This window comes from Pseudarthrobacter sulfonivorans (assembly GCF_031454915.1).
Taxonomy (GTDB): domain Bacteria; phylum Actinomycetota; class Actinomycetes; order Actinomycetales; family Micrococcaceae; genus Arthrobacter; species Arthrobacter sulfonivorans_C.
On sequence record NZ_JAVDRS010000002.1, the window covers coordinates 441,142 to 457,432 of the forward strand.

The window sequence follows — 16,291 nt, forward strand, 5'->3', positions numbered from 1 at the left end:
TACAAGCTAAATGATATTGGACGGACGGCATTTGTGGATGAGTTACTGGATGTAGACCCCGGGCAGCACCGCGATGCCCGTCCCGCACCAAGGAGCCACTCATGGAATCGACCGAATACGCCGTCGTCGGCGCCGGGCTGTCCGGAGCCGCCGCTGCCTGGCATCTCGCCGCCCGCGGCCACGACGTTGCCCTGCTCGAGCGCTCAACACCCGCAAACGATGCGGGCAGCTCCCATGGCTCCGCCCGGATTTTCCGCTACGCCTACCCGGAGGACTTCTACACCGGCCTCGTCCAGGAAGCGAAAGCCGGATGGGACGAGCTGACTCGCCTCAGCGGCAAACAACTCATCACCGCCACCGGCGCAGTGGACTACGGTGCCATCCGTGGGCCGGAACGCCTGGCCGCTGTACTGGCGGCGCGCGGCATCGACCACGAACTCCTCAGCCCCGAAGAGGCCAACCGCCGATGGCCCCAGATTTCCTTCGACACCCAGGTGCTCTGGCACCCGGACGCCGGCGTCATCGACGCCCACGAATCCGTTGCTGCCATGGTGGACCAGGCGGTGGCACACGGCACCGCCCTCCACACCAACTGGGCGGTTGCCTCAATAAAAGCGTCCGACGGCGGCTACGTCCTGACGGCCGCGGATGGCCGTTCGTTGCGGGCCGCTAACGTCATTGTTGCCGCGGGCGGCTGGCTTCCGCAGCTGCTCGGATCGCTGTCCCTACCCTCCGCCTTCCTGGCCGGAATGCCTTCGCTGGAAGTGCGCCAGGAACAGGCCTACCACTTCCCCTATGCCGACGGCACGGACCATGCCACTTCGCCGTGGCCCACGTTCATTCACAAACGTGCGGGCTGGCAGGCTTATGGCCTGCCCGGCGGCCGCGACGCAGGCTTCCGCGGGCAGAAGGTCGCCGAATACAACGGCGGCAAGATCCTGCCCTCCGCCGCGGAACAGGACGGACAGATCGACCCCGCAAACCGCCGTCGGGTCATCGAGTACGTCGAGCAGTACCTGCCCGGACTCGTTCCGGAACCGTATGCCGAAACCACCTGCCTGTTCACCAACACCCCTACCGAGGACTTCATCCTGGACCGCATCGAAGGCATCACCATCCTCTCCCCCTGTTCCGGGCACGGCGCCAAGTTCGCCCCGCTGATCGGCCAGCTCGCCGCAGACCTGGCCACCGGCGCAGGGCCAGTCCCGGATCAGTTTCGGCTCACCGCGCGTGCCAGCCTTGCAGAGTCCCGCCTTGCAGAGTCCAGCCACGCAGAGCTGGGGGCACGCTGATGGCATACGGCACCGAAACCACTCCCCTGGCCCCGGCTCCCGCTGCGACGGTGACGGGGCTGCTCTCCGACATCGCCAGCACTGGCACCGACGCGCTCCGTGGCGGCTACACGCGGCCCGTTTACTCCACCGCCGAACTGGACCTGCGCACTTGGTTCATTGAGCAGGCCTCGAAGCGCGGCCTGTCCGTGGAGACCGACCGCAACGGCGCCATCTGGGCCTGGTGGGACGTGCCGGGAGGCGACCGCAGCAACAGCCTGGTCACCGGAAGCCACCTCGACTCCGTGCCTGGCGGCGGTCCCTTCGACGGCCCACTGGGCGTTGCCTCGGCACTGGTGGCGGTGGACATCCTCAAGTCACGGATGGCCGCCCCTCCGCGCCCGCTCGCAGTTGTGGTGTTCCCGGAAGAGGAAGGGTCCAGGTTCGGCGTCGCCTGCCTCGGCTCGCGGCTCATGACCGGCGCCATCGATCCGGACAAGGCCCGGAACCTCCGGGATTCCGACGGTTCCACCTTCGCAGACGTCGCGCAGGCCAACGGCCTGGATCCCCGCTTTATTGGCCGGGATGACCAGCTTCTCGGCCAAATCGGCGCCTTTGTGGAACTGCATGTCGAACAGGGCCGCGGCCTGATCGACCTGCAGCAGCCCGTAGCGATCGCCTCATCCATCCTCGGCCACGGCCGCTGGCGCCTGAGCGTCCACGGACAGGGAAACCACGCCGGCACAACGCTGATGGCTGACCGGCACGATCCCATGGTGTCGGCCTCCCGCATGGTGGTGGCCGTCCGCGACATCGCCCGGAAGCAGCCGCATGCCCGCGCCACGGTGGGACGGCTCCAGCCGGTACCGGGCGGGACCAACGTCATCGCCTCCCGTGTCGATTTCTGGCTGGATGTCCGGCACCCGGACGATGCCGTGACGGCTGCCGTGGTGCAAAGCATCCATTTGCAGGCACAGGTCATCGCGGCCGAGGAAGGCTGCCGGGTTGAGCTCCGGGAAGAGTCGCTGAGCCGCACCGTCCACTTCGATCAAGGCCTGCAGAAGGAACTCCAGCAGGCCCTGCCTCACGCACCCATCCTGGACACCGGCGCCGGCCATGACGCAGGCGTTTTGGCGCCCTTCCTCCCCACAGCCATGATCTTTGTCCGGAACCCGAGCGGCGTTTCCCACTCCGCCGAGGAACATGTGGTGGACGAGGACGCCGAGATCGGGGCGCGCACCCTGGCCGATGCACTGCAAGGACTGATGATCAGTTGATGGCCCAGTAACGGGCAAAATCAGGGCTGGCTTCGCAGCTTGGGGCTGATGATCCGGCTGACGGAGCCGACGGCGGCCATGGCGGCGTTGCGCGGCGCTGCCCCGGCTTCGAGCATGGCGAAGCGGCCCATGAGGCGCGAGGACAGCACCAGCCGTTGCGTTCGCTTCCTGCGTGCTCTGTCGTAGGCGGTAAGGCCCGATTCGACAGAGGCTGCCTGCGCCACGCACCTTCCCAGCGTTGCCCCGTCCACGATGGCTTCGCAGGCACCGCGGCCAAGGAAGGGTGCCATGGCGTGGGCGGCGTCCCCGACCAGCGCTGTTCTTCCCCTGACGAAAGAGGGCAGCTTCGGAGTCTCGAAAAGTCCGTGATGCAAGATCGCGTCCTCGTCGATCCCGGCCAACACATCCTGCACACTGCGGTGCCAGGAACCGAAATACCTCTGCAGGTGTGGAAGGTGGGGTCCGGCAAACGTCCGGTCCGAGCGGAGGCTGGCATACCAGTTCGTTGCGTCAGGGCCTGCCGGTGTAATGCCAAACAGCGCACCGGAAGCCCAGGTTTCGCCGTGTTCGGCTACCGCTCCCTGCACCGTTCCCCGCCAGGCAACGGCTCCGAGCGACCGGGCAGAAAACCGGTCGCCGAGAATTAGCTGCCTGGTGCGGCTGAACGTGCCATCCGCGCCCACTACCAGGTCGGCGTCGCTGATTTGTTCCGGTTCAAAAACCTGGGTGTTGAACGTGATGTCCACGCCTTCGGCGAGGGCGGCGAGCAATGCCGGCCGGGAGACCAGATGCAGGTCCGCTCCGCCGGGCGCTGTGAGCAGCGTGCGTCCGGCCGGCGTCCACAGCCGGGTTGAGGCATCAGCAGCAATGTGTGCCCAGCCGTCGGTCCGGCGGGATGCTTCGACGACGCCGATATCACCCAGGGCCTCCAGCGCGGCCGGCCACATCCCCAGCATGGTGCCTGACGCGGGCAATGCTGCGCTCTGTTCTAGCACTGTTACCGACCAGCCATGGCGTTTGAGGGCCTGCGCAGTGCTCAGGCCACCGATACCCGCACCGATGATGACGGCTGCTCGTTTCACGCCCTCAGGATACAGAACCGGTACCGCAGCAACTCACGGAAGGCGGTTGGCTCCCCCTGGAGGAGACCAACCGCCTTCCATGGCAGCGTTCTTAGAGCAGCGCTCTGCGGGTCAGCTGCCGGCGGCCGCCTTGATGTCGGCGGCAGTGCCGGGCAGGCCGTTATCCTCAAGCGCCTTCTGGAGCGAGCCGTCCTGGCGCATATTCTCCACAATCTGGTTGACGGCGTCCCTCAACGTGGTTTTGCCTTTGTTCACCAGGACCGCGGTCTTCGCAGCACCCACGGAAGCCTGGATCCTGTCATCGGGCTTGAGTTCGGTGACCTTCAGCTTGGAGTCGTTGTTGGACTTGACCAGCTGCAGGGCAGCTCCATAGGTCATCACCCCGGCGCCGGCACGGCCGGACTTCACATCCTGGTAGACCGCATCCTCCGTGGCGTAGAGCTTCACCTTGTCAGTGCCCACGGCCTCCTGGAGGTCTCCCACCCAGAGGTATCCCTGCGGGGTGCCCACGGTTCCACCGGCGACATCATCGATGGTCTCGGCACCGCTGGAGGTCAGCAGGGCCATTTTGTCCAGGTAGACAGGCTCGCTGACGGCGAACTGCTGCCCGCGTTCTTCATTGATGTACCAGTTTCCGGCCGAGAGATCCACGCTGCCGTTTTTCACAGACTCGATGATGGCCGTGAAGCTGGAGGTCTTGGCATCCGGCTCAAGGCAAAGATCCTTGGCGACCCTTTTCAGGACTTCGCCGTCCACGCCGGAGAGCGATCCGCCTTTCATGGAAACGTAGGGCGGGTACTCCGCGACGGCCATGGTCAGTTTGCCCTCGCTGGCGGTTTCGACGCCGGACACCACAGGCTTGCAGTCGGCGGCCACAGTGGCGGCGGTACCGGCAGTGCCGCAGGCTGCCAGAGGCAATGCAGCCGCAAACATAACGGCAGTGAGCTTGGTCTTGTTCATGGGGTACTCCTGGGGATGGGGTTAGTGGGCGGTTTTGCTGTGGATGGCATCAACGAAGCGGGATACAACTATGGACATCGCGGCGTAGATCAGTCCGGCGAGGATAAAGACGCTCAGGAATTCGAACGTCACCGAACCGATCTGGTAGGCGCTGTTCAGCAACTCCGAAAGGGCGATCGCGTAGCCAAGGCTGGTGGCCTGGAAAACGATGACGCTGTAGGACACCAGGGGCGGCACGATCGCGCGGAGCGCCTGGGGCAGAACGATGTAGCGGGCTTCGTCGGTCCAGTTCAGTCCCAGGCTCTGGGCCGCCTCGATGTGGCCGCGGGGAACACTGAGGAGCCCGGCCCGGAAGATCTCGCTGGTGTAGGCGCCGGTGTTGAAGGCGATTGCCACCACAGCCGCGGCAAACGACTCAAGTACAAGGCCGGCGTCGGGAAGCCCGAAGTACACAACGTATAGCACCACCAGGAGCGGAACACCGCGGCCAAGCTCCACGATGAGGATGGTCACCTGGCGCAGTAGGCGGGTTCGGGAGATCATGCCGAAGGCGAGGAGGAGGCCCAGCGGAAGGCCTAGCAGGAGACTGAGGCCGGTGACTGCGAGGCTCGTCTGAAGGCCGGAAAGGAGGCCCGGCAGCCATTGGATCCATTGCTCAAACATGATCACACCGCGCTTCTGGTTCGAATAAAGGTGTCAGCTTTGCGGGCAAGCACGGCCATGGGGACGCTGACGATGAGGTAGACGACGCCGGCGGCGAGGAAAATGGGGAGGCCAGGATTGCCCTGCTGATTGAGGGTCAGTGCCTGGAAGGCAATGTCGCTGACCCCGATCACCGAGGCCACGGCTGAATCCTTGAGCAGTCCCACCGCGTAGGAGGCCGACGGCGGCAGCGCCACACCGATGCCCTGTGGCGCGATGACGCGCCAGAACGTATCGCCATTGGAGAGACCGAGCGCGCCGGCTCCTTCCCACTGTCCGCCGGCGACGGCCTGGATGCCGGCACGGTAGTTTTCAGCAAGGTAGGCAGTGGAAACAGCTCCCAGTGCCAGGCAGGCCGCAAGGAGAGGCGGCAGCGTGACATAACGCCCCAGGCCATAGAACAGGACCAGCATCCATGCAATCGGAGGAATGCCCCGGACAATTTCGATGAACGCGGTGGCCAGCCAACGCACCGGTACGACCGTTGAGAGTCTCGCCAGTGCGACAGGCACGGCGCAGACAGCACCAATGAGGAATGACCCGAAGGTGATGATCACCGTGGTGCCCAGGCCTTGAAGCAGGAAGGGGATTGCTTCGATCACCGTTCCAGCACCGCCTCGAGGAACTTCCTGGTGCGGGCTTCGCGCGGCGCACCGAAGACCTGCTCGGGGGCGCCCTGTTCCACGATGCGTCCGTCGGCCATAAAAACCGTACGGTCCGAGACCCTGCGTGCAAAGGACATCTCGTGCGTCACCACGAGCATGGTCATGCCTGTGGCCGCGAGTTCCTGCATGACCGCCAGCACTTCCCCGCCCAGCTCGGGGTCAAGGGCTGAGGTCGGCTCATCAAAAAGCATGATCTCCGGATCCAGCGCGAGTGCCCGGGCGATCGCTATGCGCTGCTGTTGCCCGCCGCTGCACTTGCTGGGCCGTGCATCCGCTTTGTTGCCGAGCCCTACACGGGTCAGCAGTTCCATGGCCCGTTCCTCGGCCTCTTTCCGGGACCTGCCCAGGACACGCTCCTGTGGAAGGGCAACGTTGCGCAGGACGCTGATGTGCGGAAAGAGGTTGAAGGACTGGAACACCATGCCAACCTGGCGGCGGAGGTTCATCAGCTCGTTCCGCGTCGGTTTGGAGGCGATATTCACCGTGGGCTTGCCATCGATTAGCAGCTCGCCGCTCGATGGTGTCTCAAGGTAATTTACGCATCGAAGCAGTGTGCTTTTGCCGGCGCCGCTGGGGCCAATGAACGCTACGACTTCGCCGGCGTTGACGTCCAGGGAGACCTCGGACAGCACGGTGTTTCCGTTGAATTCCTTGTGGATGTTCTTCAGCTGAAGCTGCGGGACACTGCGCGTGGCACTTGTGCCGGCAACGGCCTGCGTCCGGTCTTGTTGATTGTCGATCACTGGGTGCTCATCCTCCAGATGGGCGCCGGGAGGCGCTGGTGCCTGCATGCTTGCGCGCCGCCGGCTGTTGTCTTAGCCCTGGCGTTCAGCGCCAGGGAGCCCGGACTCCAGGGGATCAGTTGAGTGTGGTTGGAGTCACAAGCTAAATGTAATCTGTGATCACATATCGCGTCAATTGTCTGTCGTAACGGCCGGGTAAATTCCTTCCAACCAGAGCGGGGGGCTTCAGCTGCGGCCCCACCCTGAGGGCCAACGCCTGCAAAATTGCCTATTGTGTGATTTGTGATCACAAGCTAGCGTGGTTTCCACCACACTCCGAAGAGAGTGGGCCACCAGAACTGCACGAGCCCCCGCACCAGGGAATGGCAGGCAGACGGGACCGCCGCCGCGGCGACTATTAGGAAGTGCACCTATGCCGAACAAACTGCTTCTGCACGTCGCAGAGAACAAGAAACTTGAAGCCATTGCCACCCGGAACCGGCTGACCCGCCCCATCGTGGACCGGTACGTGGCAGGCCGCGGGTTGAATGAAGCGTGGGCTGCCACGAAGGCTTTGAACAGGGCGGGCATCGATGTCAGCCTCGACCTCCTGGGCGAGTCTGTTCACCACCTGGCTCAATCCAAGGCAGCAACCAGCGAATACCAGGGAGCCATCGAAAACATCCGGGACCGGGCACCGGGTTCCACCGTCTCGGTGAAGCTTTCCCAGCTGGGGATCATGGTCGATCCCCAGGAATGCGCCAACAACCTCAAGACACTGCTGGACACCGCCGCCACCCACGGAGCAATTGTGGAAGTGGACATGGAGCACAGCTCCGTGGGCCGGGAGACCCTGGCCATCTACAAGAGCATCCTGCCCGACCACCCGAACACCCGCGTGGCTATCCAGGCGAACATGCGCCAAACGCCGGAAGACCTGCTGTCCTTCGTGGACATCAAGCCGCGGATCCGGCTCGTCAAAGGCGCCTTCGATGAATCGTCATCCGCCGCCCTGTGTGATGCGGACGAGGTGACCGAGCAATACAAGTACCTTTCCCGCTGGGCACTCCAGCACCTGCCCGACCCCGCCTTCGGCACACACGACGACACCTGCATCGACGTCGTCAAGGAAACCGCAGCGGAGCTGGGACTGGACAAGCGCTCCTTCGAGTTCCAGATGCTTTACGGCGTCCGGCGGAAGCTGCAGGATGAGTTGGTCCGCGAGGGCTACCGTGTCCGCGTCTACCTGCCATTCGGCACGCAGTGGTACCCCTACCTCATGCGCCGAATGGCAGAAAAGCCCGCGAACCTGCTGCTTTTCCTTCGCTCCCTGATCGGAGGCTGAAAGGACCATGCCGTAGTCTGATATGTGATCAAATATCACTATTGGCCCAGGACCGCGAGGAACGGAGAACTCCATGAGCCTTAACATGACCAGTCCGGTCACCCCTACGTTGGTGGCTGACCAGGTCTACGAGGTGCTGGAGAATGCCATTCTGACCGGCTCCCTGGAATCCGGGAAGCCACTTCGGGTCAGGGACCTGGCTGCCATGGTGGGTACGAGCGTCATGCCTGTCCGTGAGGCGATCCGCCGGCTCGAAGAGGCAGGGCTGGCGACTCGGATTCCCCACAAGGGTGCGGTGGTCAGGACATTCACTGCCACCGAGTTGATCCACATCTACGATGTCCGGACCATCCTCGAGGTGGAAGCGGCAACGCTAGGGGCGCCCCGGGTCAGCCGCAAGGACCTGCACCTGATGGAGGCCTCCTGCCGAAAGATGCAGGATGCCGTGGATGAAGGGCGGATCGTTGACGCCTTGGACCTGGACGAGGACGTACTCAGGACCCTCTACCGGGCCTCCGGCAACCCCGTGCTTGTCAGCACCATCGAACAGCTTTGGCTCCAATGCCGGCCCTACAAGGTCATCGGGGCCACGGAAGCCCTCGCCAAGAACGACAACACTTTATGGACGCCACAACCGGCCCTGGTCCAGGCATTGACCTCCGGCGACACCGCCGCAGCTACAACCATTACCGCGGACTCCCTGGCCAGCGCACTGCGCCGGCTGGAGCTCCGACTCGAACCCACTCACCAGCCCGGGGCCGCTCGTCCCGGGAACATCCACGAGGAGATAACCAGATAATGTCACCCCAAACAGTCAGCGTTACTGGCAACTTCAAGGTCCCCACGCCCCACAATGAGCCTTCACGCGAATTCCGCCCCGGCTCCCCCGAAGCGGCCTCGGTCAAGAAGACAATCGCCGAGGTCACATCCAGCGTCCGCGATCTGCCGCACGTCATCAACGGCGAGCGCTCCATGACCGGGAAACTGCGCAATGTCACAGCTCCGCACCGCCACTCCCTCATATTGGGACGCATCCCCACCGCCGATGAGTCAGTGGTTCAGTCGGCAATCGACGCGGCGCTCGCCGCGCAGCATGACTGGTCCCGTACGCCGTGGTGGGAGCGCGCCGCAATTTTCCTGCGCGCCGGAAACCTTGCAGCTGGCAAATACCGGGACGAACTGGTCGCCACCACCATGCTCGGGCAGTCCAAGACCTTCCACCAGGCAGAAATTGACGCCGCCAGCGAAGTAGCCGACTTCTTCCGCTACAACGCCCATCTCGCCCAGCAGATCTTCGCTGACCAGCCCGAGTCCCTCCAGGGCGAAGGGAACTCCCTGGACCAGCGCGGCCTGGAAGGGTTCGTCCTGGCGATTACTCCGTTCAACTTCACTGCCATCGCCAGCAACCTCCCCACAACGGCCGCACTCATGGGAAACACTGTGGTGTGGAAGCCCTCCGAGAAATCGGCCCTCAGCAATGACGTCCTCATGCGAATGTTTGAGGAAGCAGGCCTACCGCCGGGCGTCATCAACCTCGTGCATGGATCCGGCCGTGCGATCTCGGACCAAGCGATGAGTCACCCCGACTTTGCCGGCCTGAGCTTCACGGGTTCCACGGACGTGTTCCGGAGCCTCTGGAAGAAGGCTGGGGACAACATCTACCAGTACCGTTCCTTCCCCCGCCTTGTGGGCGAAACGGGCGGCAAGAACGCCGTCGTGGCGCACCCGAGCGCGGACGCCGATGCCCTGCGCGCTGCCCTGATCCGGAGTGGCTTCGAGTACTCGGGCCAAAAATGCTCCGCGGCATCACGCACCTACATCCCGCGCAGCATCTGGACCCAAATCAAGGACGAACTCGTCGAGACCGTCAAGTCGCTCCGTGTGGGCGACGTCGCCGAGCACGAGACATTCCTCGGAGCGGTCATCGACGAGACGTCGCTGCGCAAGATCGAGGCTGCCCTTGAGAGGGCCAAGGCCCTCCCGAGCCACACCCTCCTCGCTGGCGGGAGCGTCCACGCTGAAGAGGGCTGGTTCGTTGAGCCTACGATCTTCGAGACCACCGATCCCCACGCCTTCACCATGAGCGAAGAGTTCTTCGGCCCCCTCCTGACGGTCTACGTCTACGAGGACAGCGAGTGGGAGTCGGTTCTGGACCTGGTGGACCAGACCAGCAACTATGCGCTGACCCTGTCAATCTTTGCCAACGACCGCCGCGCCGTCTCGGTTGCGCTGGACAAGCTCCGCAACGCCTCCGGCATGACTTACATCAACGACAAGCCCACCGGCGCCCTCATGGGACAGGTTGCCTTTGGCGGCGGTCGCGGCTCCGGCACAAACGACAAGGCCGGTTCCCGCTTGGCCCTGCAGCGCTGGCTCAGCGGCCGGTTCATCCACGAGAACTTCTCGCCGTCCAGCGAATGGCGGCAGCCTTACCTGGCCCAGTAAAAGCCCAGCAAATCAGGCCCGCAACTCGGGCCCTAGTGACAGGCTGGGTGCGCAGAGGCGCACCCAGCCTTCCAACCGCCGTCGACTCCCCCGCAACGGTCCGAACGGCTACCGGCAGCCGCCGCCTGATCTGCCCAGGCGGCGGCTGCTGCCCTCTCCGGCCTTCCACACACCCTTCGGAAGCTCTCCCATGAAAAAACGAAACCTCGCCCGAATCATGAACGCCGCAACCCCGGCTGTGCCGGCAACCTCACGGAAGAAGCGGGACGAACGCGGGACGGCCATGTCCATCCTGCTTCTGTTCGCCCGCCACAGCAGCCTCAGCAGCGCGCAAATATCCGGCCTGCTTCGGCTTCCCACCACCATCGTGTACCGGCACCTCCAGACGTTGCTGCAGGCCGGGTTTGTGGTTGAAAGCCAGGTTATCGGCCGCTATTCCGCCGGTCCTGAGGTGGTACGGCTCGCGGACAACTACCGCCAGGAAGCCTTGGCTCAGGGTGCGGTGGCCCGGCGGCTCGAACGGCTCTCGGGCGACACCGGCGAGCTGGCCGCCTACCTGGTGCAGAGCAGCAACGAAGTCCTCTGCGTCGAGTCGGTGGAAAGCGCGCACATCCTCAGCTGCAGCTACGCTGCCGGACGCTCCCGCCCGCTGCTGCACGGGGCCAGCGCACGGGCCATCCTTGCCCACCTGCCCGAGGAGGAAACCAACGAGATCCTCGCCAACCATTCCGTGGGCCGCGACGTTGAACACACCATCCGCGCCGAGCTGGCCGAAATCCGGAGGCGCGGCTATGCGACCAGTTCGGGCGCCCTCGCGCCAGGCGTGTGGGGTGTCAGCGCCCCGGTTTTCGGCGACGCGGGCAGCCTCGCCGGCGTGGTCACCACCATGGTTCCGCTCGAGCGCCCCGCGGCAGAGTCTGAGCGGACCCGGTTAGTGAAATCCACCTGCCAGGCTGCCCTGGACCTCAGCCAGCTTGCCGCGGAGCGGAACGAGGTGGGGGCGGAGGCCTGACCCCTCAGCTTTGTTCGAGGCGCTTTTCCAGGCGCTGCCGGGCACTTGCCAAGGACTGCTTGGTCAACCTGGCAGCGGCTTTGGCATCCCTCGCCCGTGCTGCGTCCAGGATGGCAGGCTGCGGGCTCCACAGGCTTTCATCGTTGCGCTCGAATGCCTCTGTGGCTCCGATGACTTTGTAGGGCCGGCACTGCACCCAAAGCGTCTCAATAACATCCACCAGAACAGGGTTGCCGCCCGCTGAGTACAGGGTGCGGAGCAGGTCTTCGTCGTCATCCAGGGCGTCCCACACCCGGCCTTCGGCAACCGCTTTTTGCATTCGGGTGCACGCGGCTTCCATGCGGGCAATATCGGAATCAGTGACGCTGGCAGCTCCCCGGCGCGCAGCTTCGATCTCCAGGGTGGCCCTGACCTCGTAGATATGGATCAGTTCTCCGAGTGTAAATTCGCGGACCACGGCGCCCCGGTGGGCAGCAACCCGGGTGGCGAGCCCGGTCTCTTCGAGACGGCGGATGGCCTCCCTGACCGGCATCACACTGGTGCCCACCATCGCGGCAACGTCCCGGACGCGAAGCGGGGACCCGCCGGCAAGTTCGCCGGTGAGGATGGCATTGCGCAGCGCCTCATAAACCTGGTCTGCCACAAGGGTTGGTGTAATCGACAGTGCTGGGGAAGAGGATGAGCTGCTCAGTCCAGCCTTCGCAGTCGCCGATTGGTGGGGAGCATCAACTTTCTTTCCTGGCATGGGAACGATCCTATGGCCAGCGGCCACGTTTTCCGTCCATTATTGGTGCTGCCGCCGCAGTCTGGCCAGGATCTCCGTGTTCGGCTGGACCTGCTGACGGTATTCAGCCGCGAGAATATTCAGCATGGCGTCGGCCGCCTGCGGGTCCTCCGACGCCACCGCGTCTGCTGCGTAGGTGACGCGGATATTCCGGGCGAAGGCGTCGGCGCCGGTCTGGGCAACGCAGTTGTGCGTGGAGACGCCTGCCAGAACCACTTCGTCCACAGCCCAGTTGCGGAGGCGGGATAAGAGGTCCGTTCCCACAAAGGCGCTGTCCCGGGTCTTCACGAGCTGAGGCAGGCCGTCGGTCTTCAGCCCTGGAACGAATTGGGCCTGCGTGCTGCCCCGGAAGAGAAACCCTTGGTCGTCGTCCAACATGTTCAGCGACCACGTCGATTTGTCCCGCTCGTGCTCGGTGCCGACCAGGAGGGCTTTGCGGCCTGCAGCGGCGAACCCGTCCAGCAGTTCATTGCTTGCGTGCACCAACGGCTCGCGCTTCACGGCCAGCGCCGGATCCTCGAAGTAGGCGTTCTGCATGTCGATCACTAACAGCGCAATCATTGCCGCACCCTTTCAGTGTGATGAAGAGGTGATGCCAAGGATAGCCCGGCGGTGGTCCTCAGGGCGCCGATTCCCGGATATTCCGGACATAACCCGCCTCCACATGGACGCCGCCGTCGCCCGCCTCCAGCCCGTCAATCCGGTCTAGCAGCAGTCCAATGGACCGCTCCGCAATCTCCTCCATGCCGGGCGAGACGGTAGTGAGCGACGGCGACGCGAACCGCGATTCCTCGATGTCATCAAAACCGGCCACCGCAACGTCCCGTGGGACCTTCACCCCGCGGAGAACCAGTTCGTGCATGGCGCCCAAGGTGAGCGCATCGTTCAGTCCGAACACGGCGTCGAACGGCACGTTGCGCGATGGCGTCCTGGACGCGCTGCCTGGTGGCCGGGCGGATGAACCCGTAGTCGTTGAGTACGTTCGATACGGTCTTGAGCGAAACCCCCGCGGCGCGGGCCACATCGTGGTCACTGCCATGGGCGGTCAGCCTTTGGCAGCCTTCGCCGCCGCCTTGGCTGCCTGTTTGCTGGCCCGCACCTTGACGAGCGATTCAGGGCTGACGATGTCGGCAACCGAGAGGAAGGCATCCTCCTGGCCGTAGTGGCCGGCGGCCTCGCGCCAGCCGGGCGCTTGCAGCCCGCACTGCTTGCCGAGGAGGGCAAGGAAGATCTTTGCCTTCTGCTCCCCAAATCCTGGCAGTGCCTGCAGCCGGCGCAGCACTTCCTTGCCGTCCGGCTCGCCCTTGGTCCAGATCAGGGTCGCGTCGCCGTCCCAGTGGTGCTGCACCGTCTCGGCAAGTGCCTGCACGCGCGCTGCCATCGAGCCCGGAAAGCGGTGGACCGCGGGCCGTTCCTTGAACACCTCGACGAACGCCTCCGGCTCGTAGGCAGCCACGGCCGCCGGGGCGATCGAGCCGATGCGTGCCCGGATTTTTTCGGGCCCGGCAAAGGCGGATTCCATGGTCACCTGCTGATCCAGCAACATGCCGGTCAGCAGTGCAAACGCATCATCAGTGAGCAGTTGGTCGGCAGCCGGATCACCGGTGATATGCAGTTCCATGGCCCTCATCTTTCCACCTCCGGCTGCGTGCGTCATGACCCGGAGTTCTGGAGGGTCATGACGCCACAGCCAGCCGGATCATCGACCAGGACACAGCGGGGAGTTCCGCGGTGAGCCGGCCGCCGTCGGCCTTGACACTCACATTCCCGGCCGGCAGGACCGACGTCGAATCCTCCACCGTGGCCTGCCAGTACGGATCCTTATTGCGCTCATGGATTGGTCCTCCTTGCTCGAAATTTACAACGTTATAGAAGACGCTAATCCGGCCAAGATCATGAGTAATGATCGGCAAAACCAAGTACTACCTAATTTCAAAGACGAGTACCGATTACGCGTACGCCCGGCACTCCGCCCCAACTACCTTCGACTTAGAGCCAAGACTCGCTATCTCACTGGGTTGGATGTCTCACTAGGGGGCGTGAGAAGGAATGAATACTGGACTTAGCAGCCACGTTTTCCCGGACCTACGGATCCGGGAAGTGAGCGGGGCCGGCGACGAGGAGGTCTTCGAGACCAAGGCCTCTCCCCCAGCCGTCGCCGGCCCTCTGACCGCCGGGTTTCTGCTCCCCGCTTCCTTCGTCCCGGCTCGTCATGTGATGCGACAACCGGGCACGCGACATTGCGGAAACCGGCCATGAAGTATTCCCCTTCACAGGTTTCATCGACCCACGCGTCTGCAGGCAGGCGGTCAGTGGCGTCACACCAAACCCAGCATGCGGCCGGACATTCACCGACTCCGTCTGGCCAGACTCCCGGCCAATCGCAAGCACCGGCCGGCACTGAAATCGGCACCGGAAGCGCCGCAGGGTACATCCCCGATCTGGCCACCGGCGCGAAAAGCCTCGCCGACTCCCTCGACATCCTGACCCGGACGGCGTCGGTAACCCTGAGCAGGCTCACTGACTCACCGGTGGAATGCGGCATGATGCTGAAAAGGGTTAAGAGCCTCCCTGCCACCGCCGGTACAACCATGCAAACTGCCCGGCTGGCCCGGCTGGAGCAGGAAGTGGCCGAAGGCCCCCTGACCGAAGCCCTGACCGGCAACGGCACCGTGGCCATGAACCATGTGCCTTCGGACTTCCGCTGGGCACGTTACCGGCCGCACCTGCAGCAGGCCGGATTCGACAGCGTCCTTGGCCTGCGGCTCCGCCTCGATGATGGCGCCGAGGCCGCCCTCGCGTTCTTCGCACCGGGCGTCCAGGCGTTCCCGCTTCAGGTCATCGCCGGCGCCCGCAATTTCGCCGAGCTCGCGGCACGCGGCCTCAGGCTGGTCCTGGAGCTGCAGACCACCATTATCCGGGCGTCGGACCTGCAGTCGGCCCTCGAAAGCCGGACCTCCATCGACATCGCCTGTGGAGTGATCATGGCGCAGAACAGGTGCTCCTACAACGAAGCTATTGCCATCATCGCCAAGGCGTCGAGCCACCGGAACCTCAAGCTGCGAAAAGTGGCCGAGGGCATCCTGGAGAAACTTCCCGGCGGCGCACCCCACACGCATTTCGAACACTAAGACAGCAGTACGGGCGGCGCCGTCGCTGGTCAATGCTGTTGGTGTTGCCCCGGCGTTGGTCCAGACATCAACCTACGTTTGCCTACAGGCCAGAACCACTGAGCTAGATTAGCCATAACTCTGCGCCGGGATGGCGGTGCCAGGGAAACGATTGGGTGATAAATGGTTCAGATTTGTGCGCTCATTGCTACTGCGATCCTTGGCTCGCTTGCCATCTTCCAGGTAGCGCTGATAGCCGGTGCGCCTCTTGGCCATCTGGCCTGGGGCGGACAGCACAGGGTCCTGCCACGGAACCTGCGGATCGGCAGCGCGGTATCCCTTGCCCTGTACGGGGTATTCGCCTACGTCGCCCTGGCGAGGACAGGGCTGGCGGGACCGCTCATCAGCGGGCCGTTCACAGACGTATCCGCCTGGGTGCTCACCGCCTACTTTGCCGTGGGCGGTGTGATGAACGGGATATCGCGCAGCAAGCCGGAGCGCCTCACCATGACGCCCGTGGCGCTCGTACTGGCGCTGCTCTACCTTGTGCTGTCGCTGAGCTGAGCTTGCCGGAGCTCAGGCCGCAGGGCGGACGTGACGGGCTAAAGGGTTAAAGCAAAAAGACCAAAGACGATATGTCTCTGGTCTTTCCGCGTGGGTGGGCCCTGTGGGGATCGAACCCACGACCCACGGATTAAAAGTCCGATGCTCTACCAACTGAGCTAAAGGCCCCAGCCGACGGTCAAACGACCGATCAGCCCAGTCCATTTCTGGACGATAGATACTCTACCCCACGCAGGGGACCGCTTTGCACGCATGTTGTCGCGCAAGGTGCGCGCCGCCGTCGTGCGTTCCTGCTTCTGCACAATTTCACCGCGCCCGGCAGCCTTCATCCTGCTTACCGGCAGTACTCGAT

The 16,291-nt window shown here is 64.1% G+C and carries 17 protein-coding genes, 1 tRNA gene and 2 pseudogenes; 8 read left to right on the forward strand and 12 right to left on the reverse strand.

The genetic code is table 11. The features are described from left to right. The first annotated feature begins 101 nt into the window (after positions 1-101). Both J2808_RS05965 and J2808_RS05970 read left to right on the forward strand, forming a co-directional pair. Positions 102-1,292, forward strand: a complete 1,191-nt coding sequence (locus tag J2808_RS05965; RefSeq protein ID WP_309813112.1) for an FAD-dependent oxidoreductase — start codon at positions 102-104, stop codon at positions 1,290-1,292. Beyond that, a complete protein-coding gene (locus J2808_RS05970; protein WP_309813115.1) occupies positions 1,292-2,548 on the forward strand; it encodes an allantoate amidohydrolase in 1,257 nt (418 codons plus the stop codon). Before J2808_RS05965 ends, J2808_RS05970 begins: the two co-directional genes overlap by 1 nt. Before the next feature lie 20 nt (positions 2,549-2,568). Here the strand turns inward: J2808_RS05970 and J2808_RS05975 are convergent, their stop codons facing one another. From J2808_RS05975 to J2808_RS05995, 5 genes are all read right to left on the reverse strand, one after another. Then, the gene (locus tag J2808_RS05975) at positions 2,569-3,630 is read right to left on the reverse strand and encodes an FAD-dependent oxidoreductase (protein WP_309813118.1); all 1,062 of its coding nucleotides are present in this window, start codon (positions 3,628-3,630) and stop codon (positions 2,569-2,571) included. A 111-nt stretch (positions 3,631-3,741) separates the two neighbouring features. Then, positions 3,742-4,590, reverse strand: coding sequence for a substrate-binding periplasmic protein (locus J2808_RS05980; RefSeq protein WP_309813121.1), 849 nt, complete (start codon positions 4,588-4,590; stop codon positions 3,742-3,744). 21 nt (positions 4,591-4,611) lie between these two features. After that, the gene (locus J2808_RS05985) at positions 4,612-5,253 is read right to left on the reverse strand and encodes an amino acid ABC transporter permease (RefSeq protein WP_309813124.1); all 642 of its coding nucleotides are present in this window, start codon (positions 5,251-5,253) and stop codon (positions 4,612-4,614) included. Between the two features lie 2 nt (positions 5,254-5,255). Then, complete coding sequence (locus J2808_RS05990) at positions 5,256-5,894, reverse strand: amino acid ABC transporter permease (protein ID WP_309813126.1); 639 nt, start codon at positions 5,892-5,894, stop codon at positions 5,256-5,258. After that, entirely contained in the window at positions 5,891-6,700 is an 810-nt protein-coding gene (locus J2808_RS05995) for an amino acid ABC transporter ATP-binding protein (RefSeq protein WP_397427993.1), read from the reverse strand. Before J2808_RS05995 ends, J2808_RS05990 begins: the two co-directional genes overlap by 4 nt. A 412-nt stretch (positions 6,701-7,112) precedes the next feature. On the opposite strand from J2808_RS05995, the gene J2808_RS06000 reads away from it, so the two are divergent. The 4 genes from J2808_RS06000 to J2808_RS06015 all read left to right on the forward strand — a co-directional run bounded on the left by J2808_RS06000 (position 7,113) and on the right by J2808_RS06015 (position 11,481). Next, positions 7,113-8,024, forward strand: a complete 912-nt coding sequence (locus J2808_RS06000; protein WP_309813130.1) for a proline dehydrogenase family protein — start codon at positions 7,113-7,115, stop codon at positions 8,022-8,024. 73 nt (positions 8,025-8,097) lie between these two features. Continuing rightward, a complete protein-coding gene (locus J2808_RS06005) occupies positions 8,098-8,823 on the forward strand; it encodes a GntR family transcriptional regulator (protein WP_309813133.1) in 726 nt (241 codons plus the stop codon). After that, entirely contained in the window at positions 8,823-10,469 is a 1,647-nt protein-coding gene (gene pruA, locus J2808_RS06010; RefSeq protein ID WP_309813136.1) for an L-glutamate gamma-semialdehyde dehydrogenase, read from the forward strand. Before J2808_RS06005 ends, pruA begins: the two co-directional genes overlap by 1 nt. 190 nt (positions 10,470-10,659) lie before the next feature. Beyond that, positions 10,660-11,481, forward strand: a complete 822-nt coding sequence (locus J2808_RS06015) for an IclR family transcriptional regulator (protein WP_309813140.1) — start codon at positions 10,660-10,662, stop codon at positions 11,479-11,481. Positions 11,482-11,485: 4 nt separating this feature from the next. On the opposite strand, the gene J2808_RS06020 is transcribed toward J2808_RS06015, so the two are convergent. From J2808_RS06020 to J2808_RS06040, 6 genes and pseudogenes are all read right to left on the reverse strand, one after another. Next, a complete protein-coding gene (locus J2808_RS06020) occupies positions 11,486-12,124 on the reverse strand; it encodes a GntR family transcriptional regulator (protein ID WP_309813144.1) in 639 nt (212 codons plus the stop codon). A 141-nt stretch (positions 12,125-12,265) separates the two neighbouring features. Further along, positions 12,266-12,826 (reverse strand): cysteine hydrolase family protein, encoded by a 561-nt coding sequence (locus J2808_RS06025; protein WP_309813148.1) that lies wholly within the window; start codon positions 12,824-12,826, stop codon positions 12,266-12,268. Positions 12,827-12,884: 58 nt separating this feature from the next. Further along, positions 12,885-13,178 (reverse strand): annotated as a pseudogene (locus J2808_RS06030) (substrate-binding domain-containing protein); the annotation flags it as partial. A 13-nt stretch (positions 13,179-13,191) separates the two neighbouring features. Beyond that, positions 13,192-13,287: pseudogene (locus tag J2808_RS22245) on the reverse strand (LacI family DNA-binding transcriptional regulator); the annotation flags it as partial. Between the two features lie 23 nt (positions 13,288-13,310). Further along, the gene (locus J2808_RS06035) at positions 13,311-13,895 is read right to left on the reverse strand and encodes an HhH-GPD-type base excision DNA repair protein (protein ID WP_309813151.1); all 585 of its coding nucleotides are present in this window, start codon (positions 13,893-13,895) and stop codon (positions 13,311-13,313) included. Positions 13,896-13,941: 46 nt separating this feature from the next. Beyond that, complete coding sequence (locus J2808_RS06040) at positions 13,942-14,178, reverse strand: hypothetical protein (RefSeq protein WP_309814260.1); 237 nt, start codon at positions 14,176-14,178, stop codon at positions 13,942-13,944. A gap of 399 nt (positions 14,179-14,577) precedes the next feature. Between J2808_RS06040 and J2808_RS06045 the strand changes: the two genes are divergently transcribed. Both J2808_RS06045 and J2808_RS06050 read left to right on the forward strand, forming a co-directional pair. After that, positions 14,578-15,396 (forward strand): ANTAR domain-containing protein, encoded by an 819-nt coding sequence (locus tag J2808_RS06045; protein WP_309813154.1) that lies wholly within the window; start codon positions 14,578-14,580, stop codon positions 15,394-15,396. Positions 15,397-15,558: 162 nt separating this feature from the next. Further along, positions 15,559-15,939, forward strand: coding sequence for a hypothetical protein (locus J2808_RS06050; RefSeq protein WP_309813158.1), 381 nt, complete (start codon positions 15,559-15,561; stop codon positions 15,937-15,939). A 95-nt stretch (positions 15,940-16,034) separates the two neighbouring features. Here J2808_RS06050 and J2808_RS06055 read toward each other — a convergent pair. Continuing rightward, positions 16,035-16,107 (reverse strand) — tRNA-Lys (locus J2808_RS06055). Between the last annotated feature and the right edge of the window lie 184 nt (positions 16,108-16,291).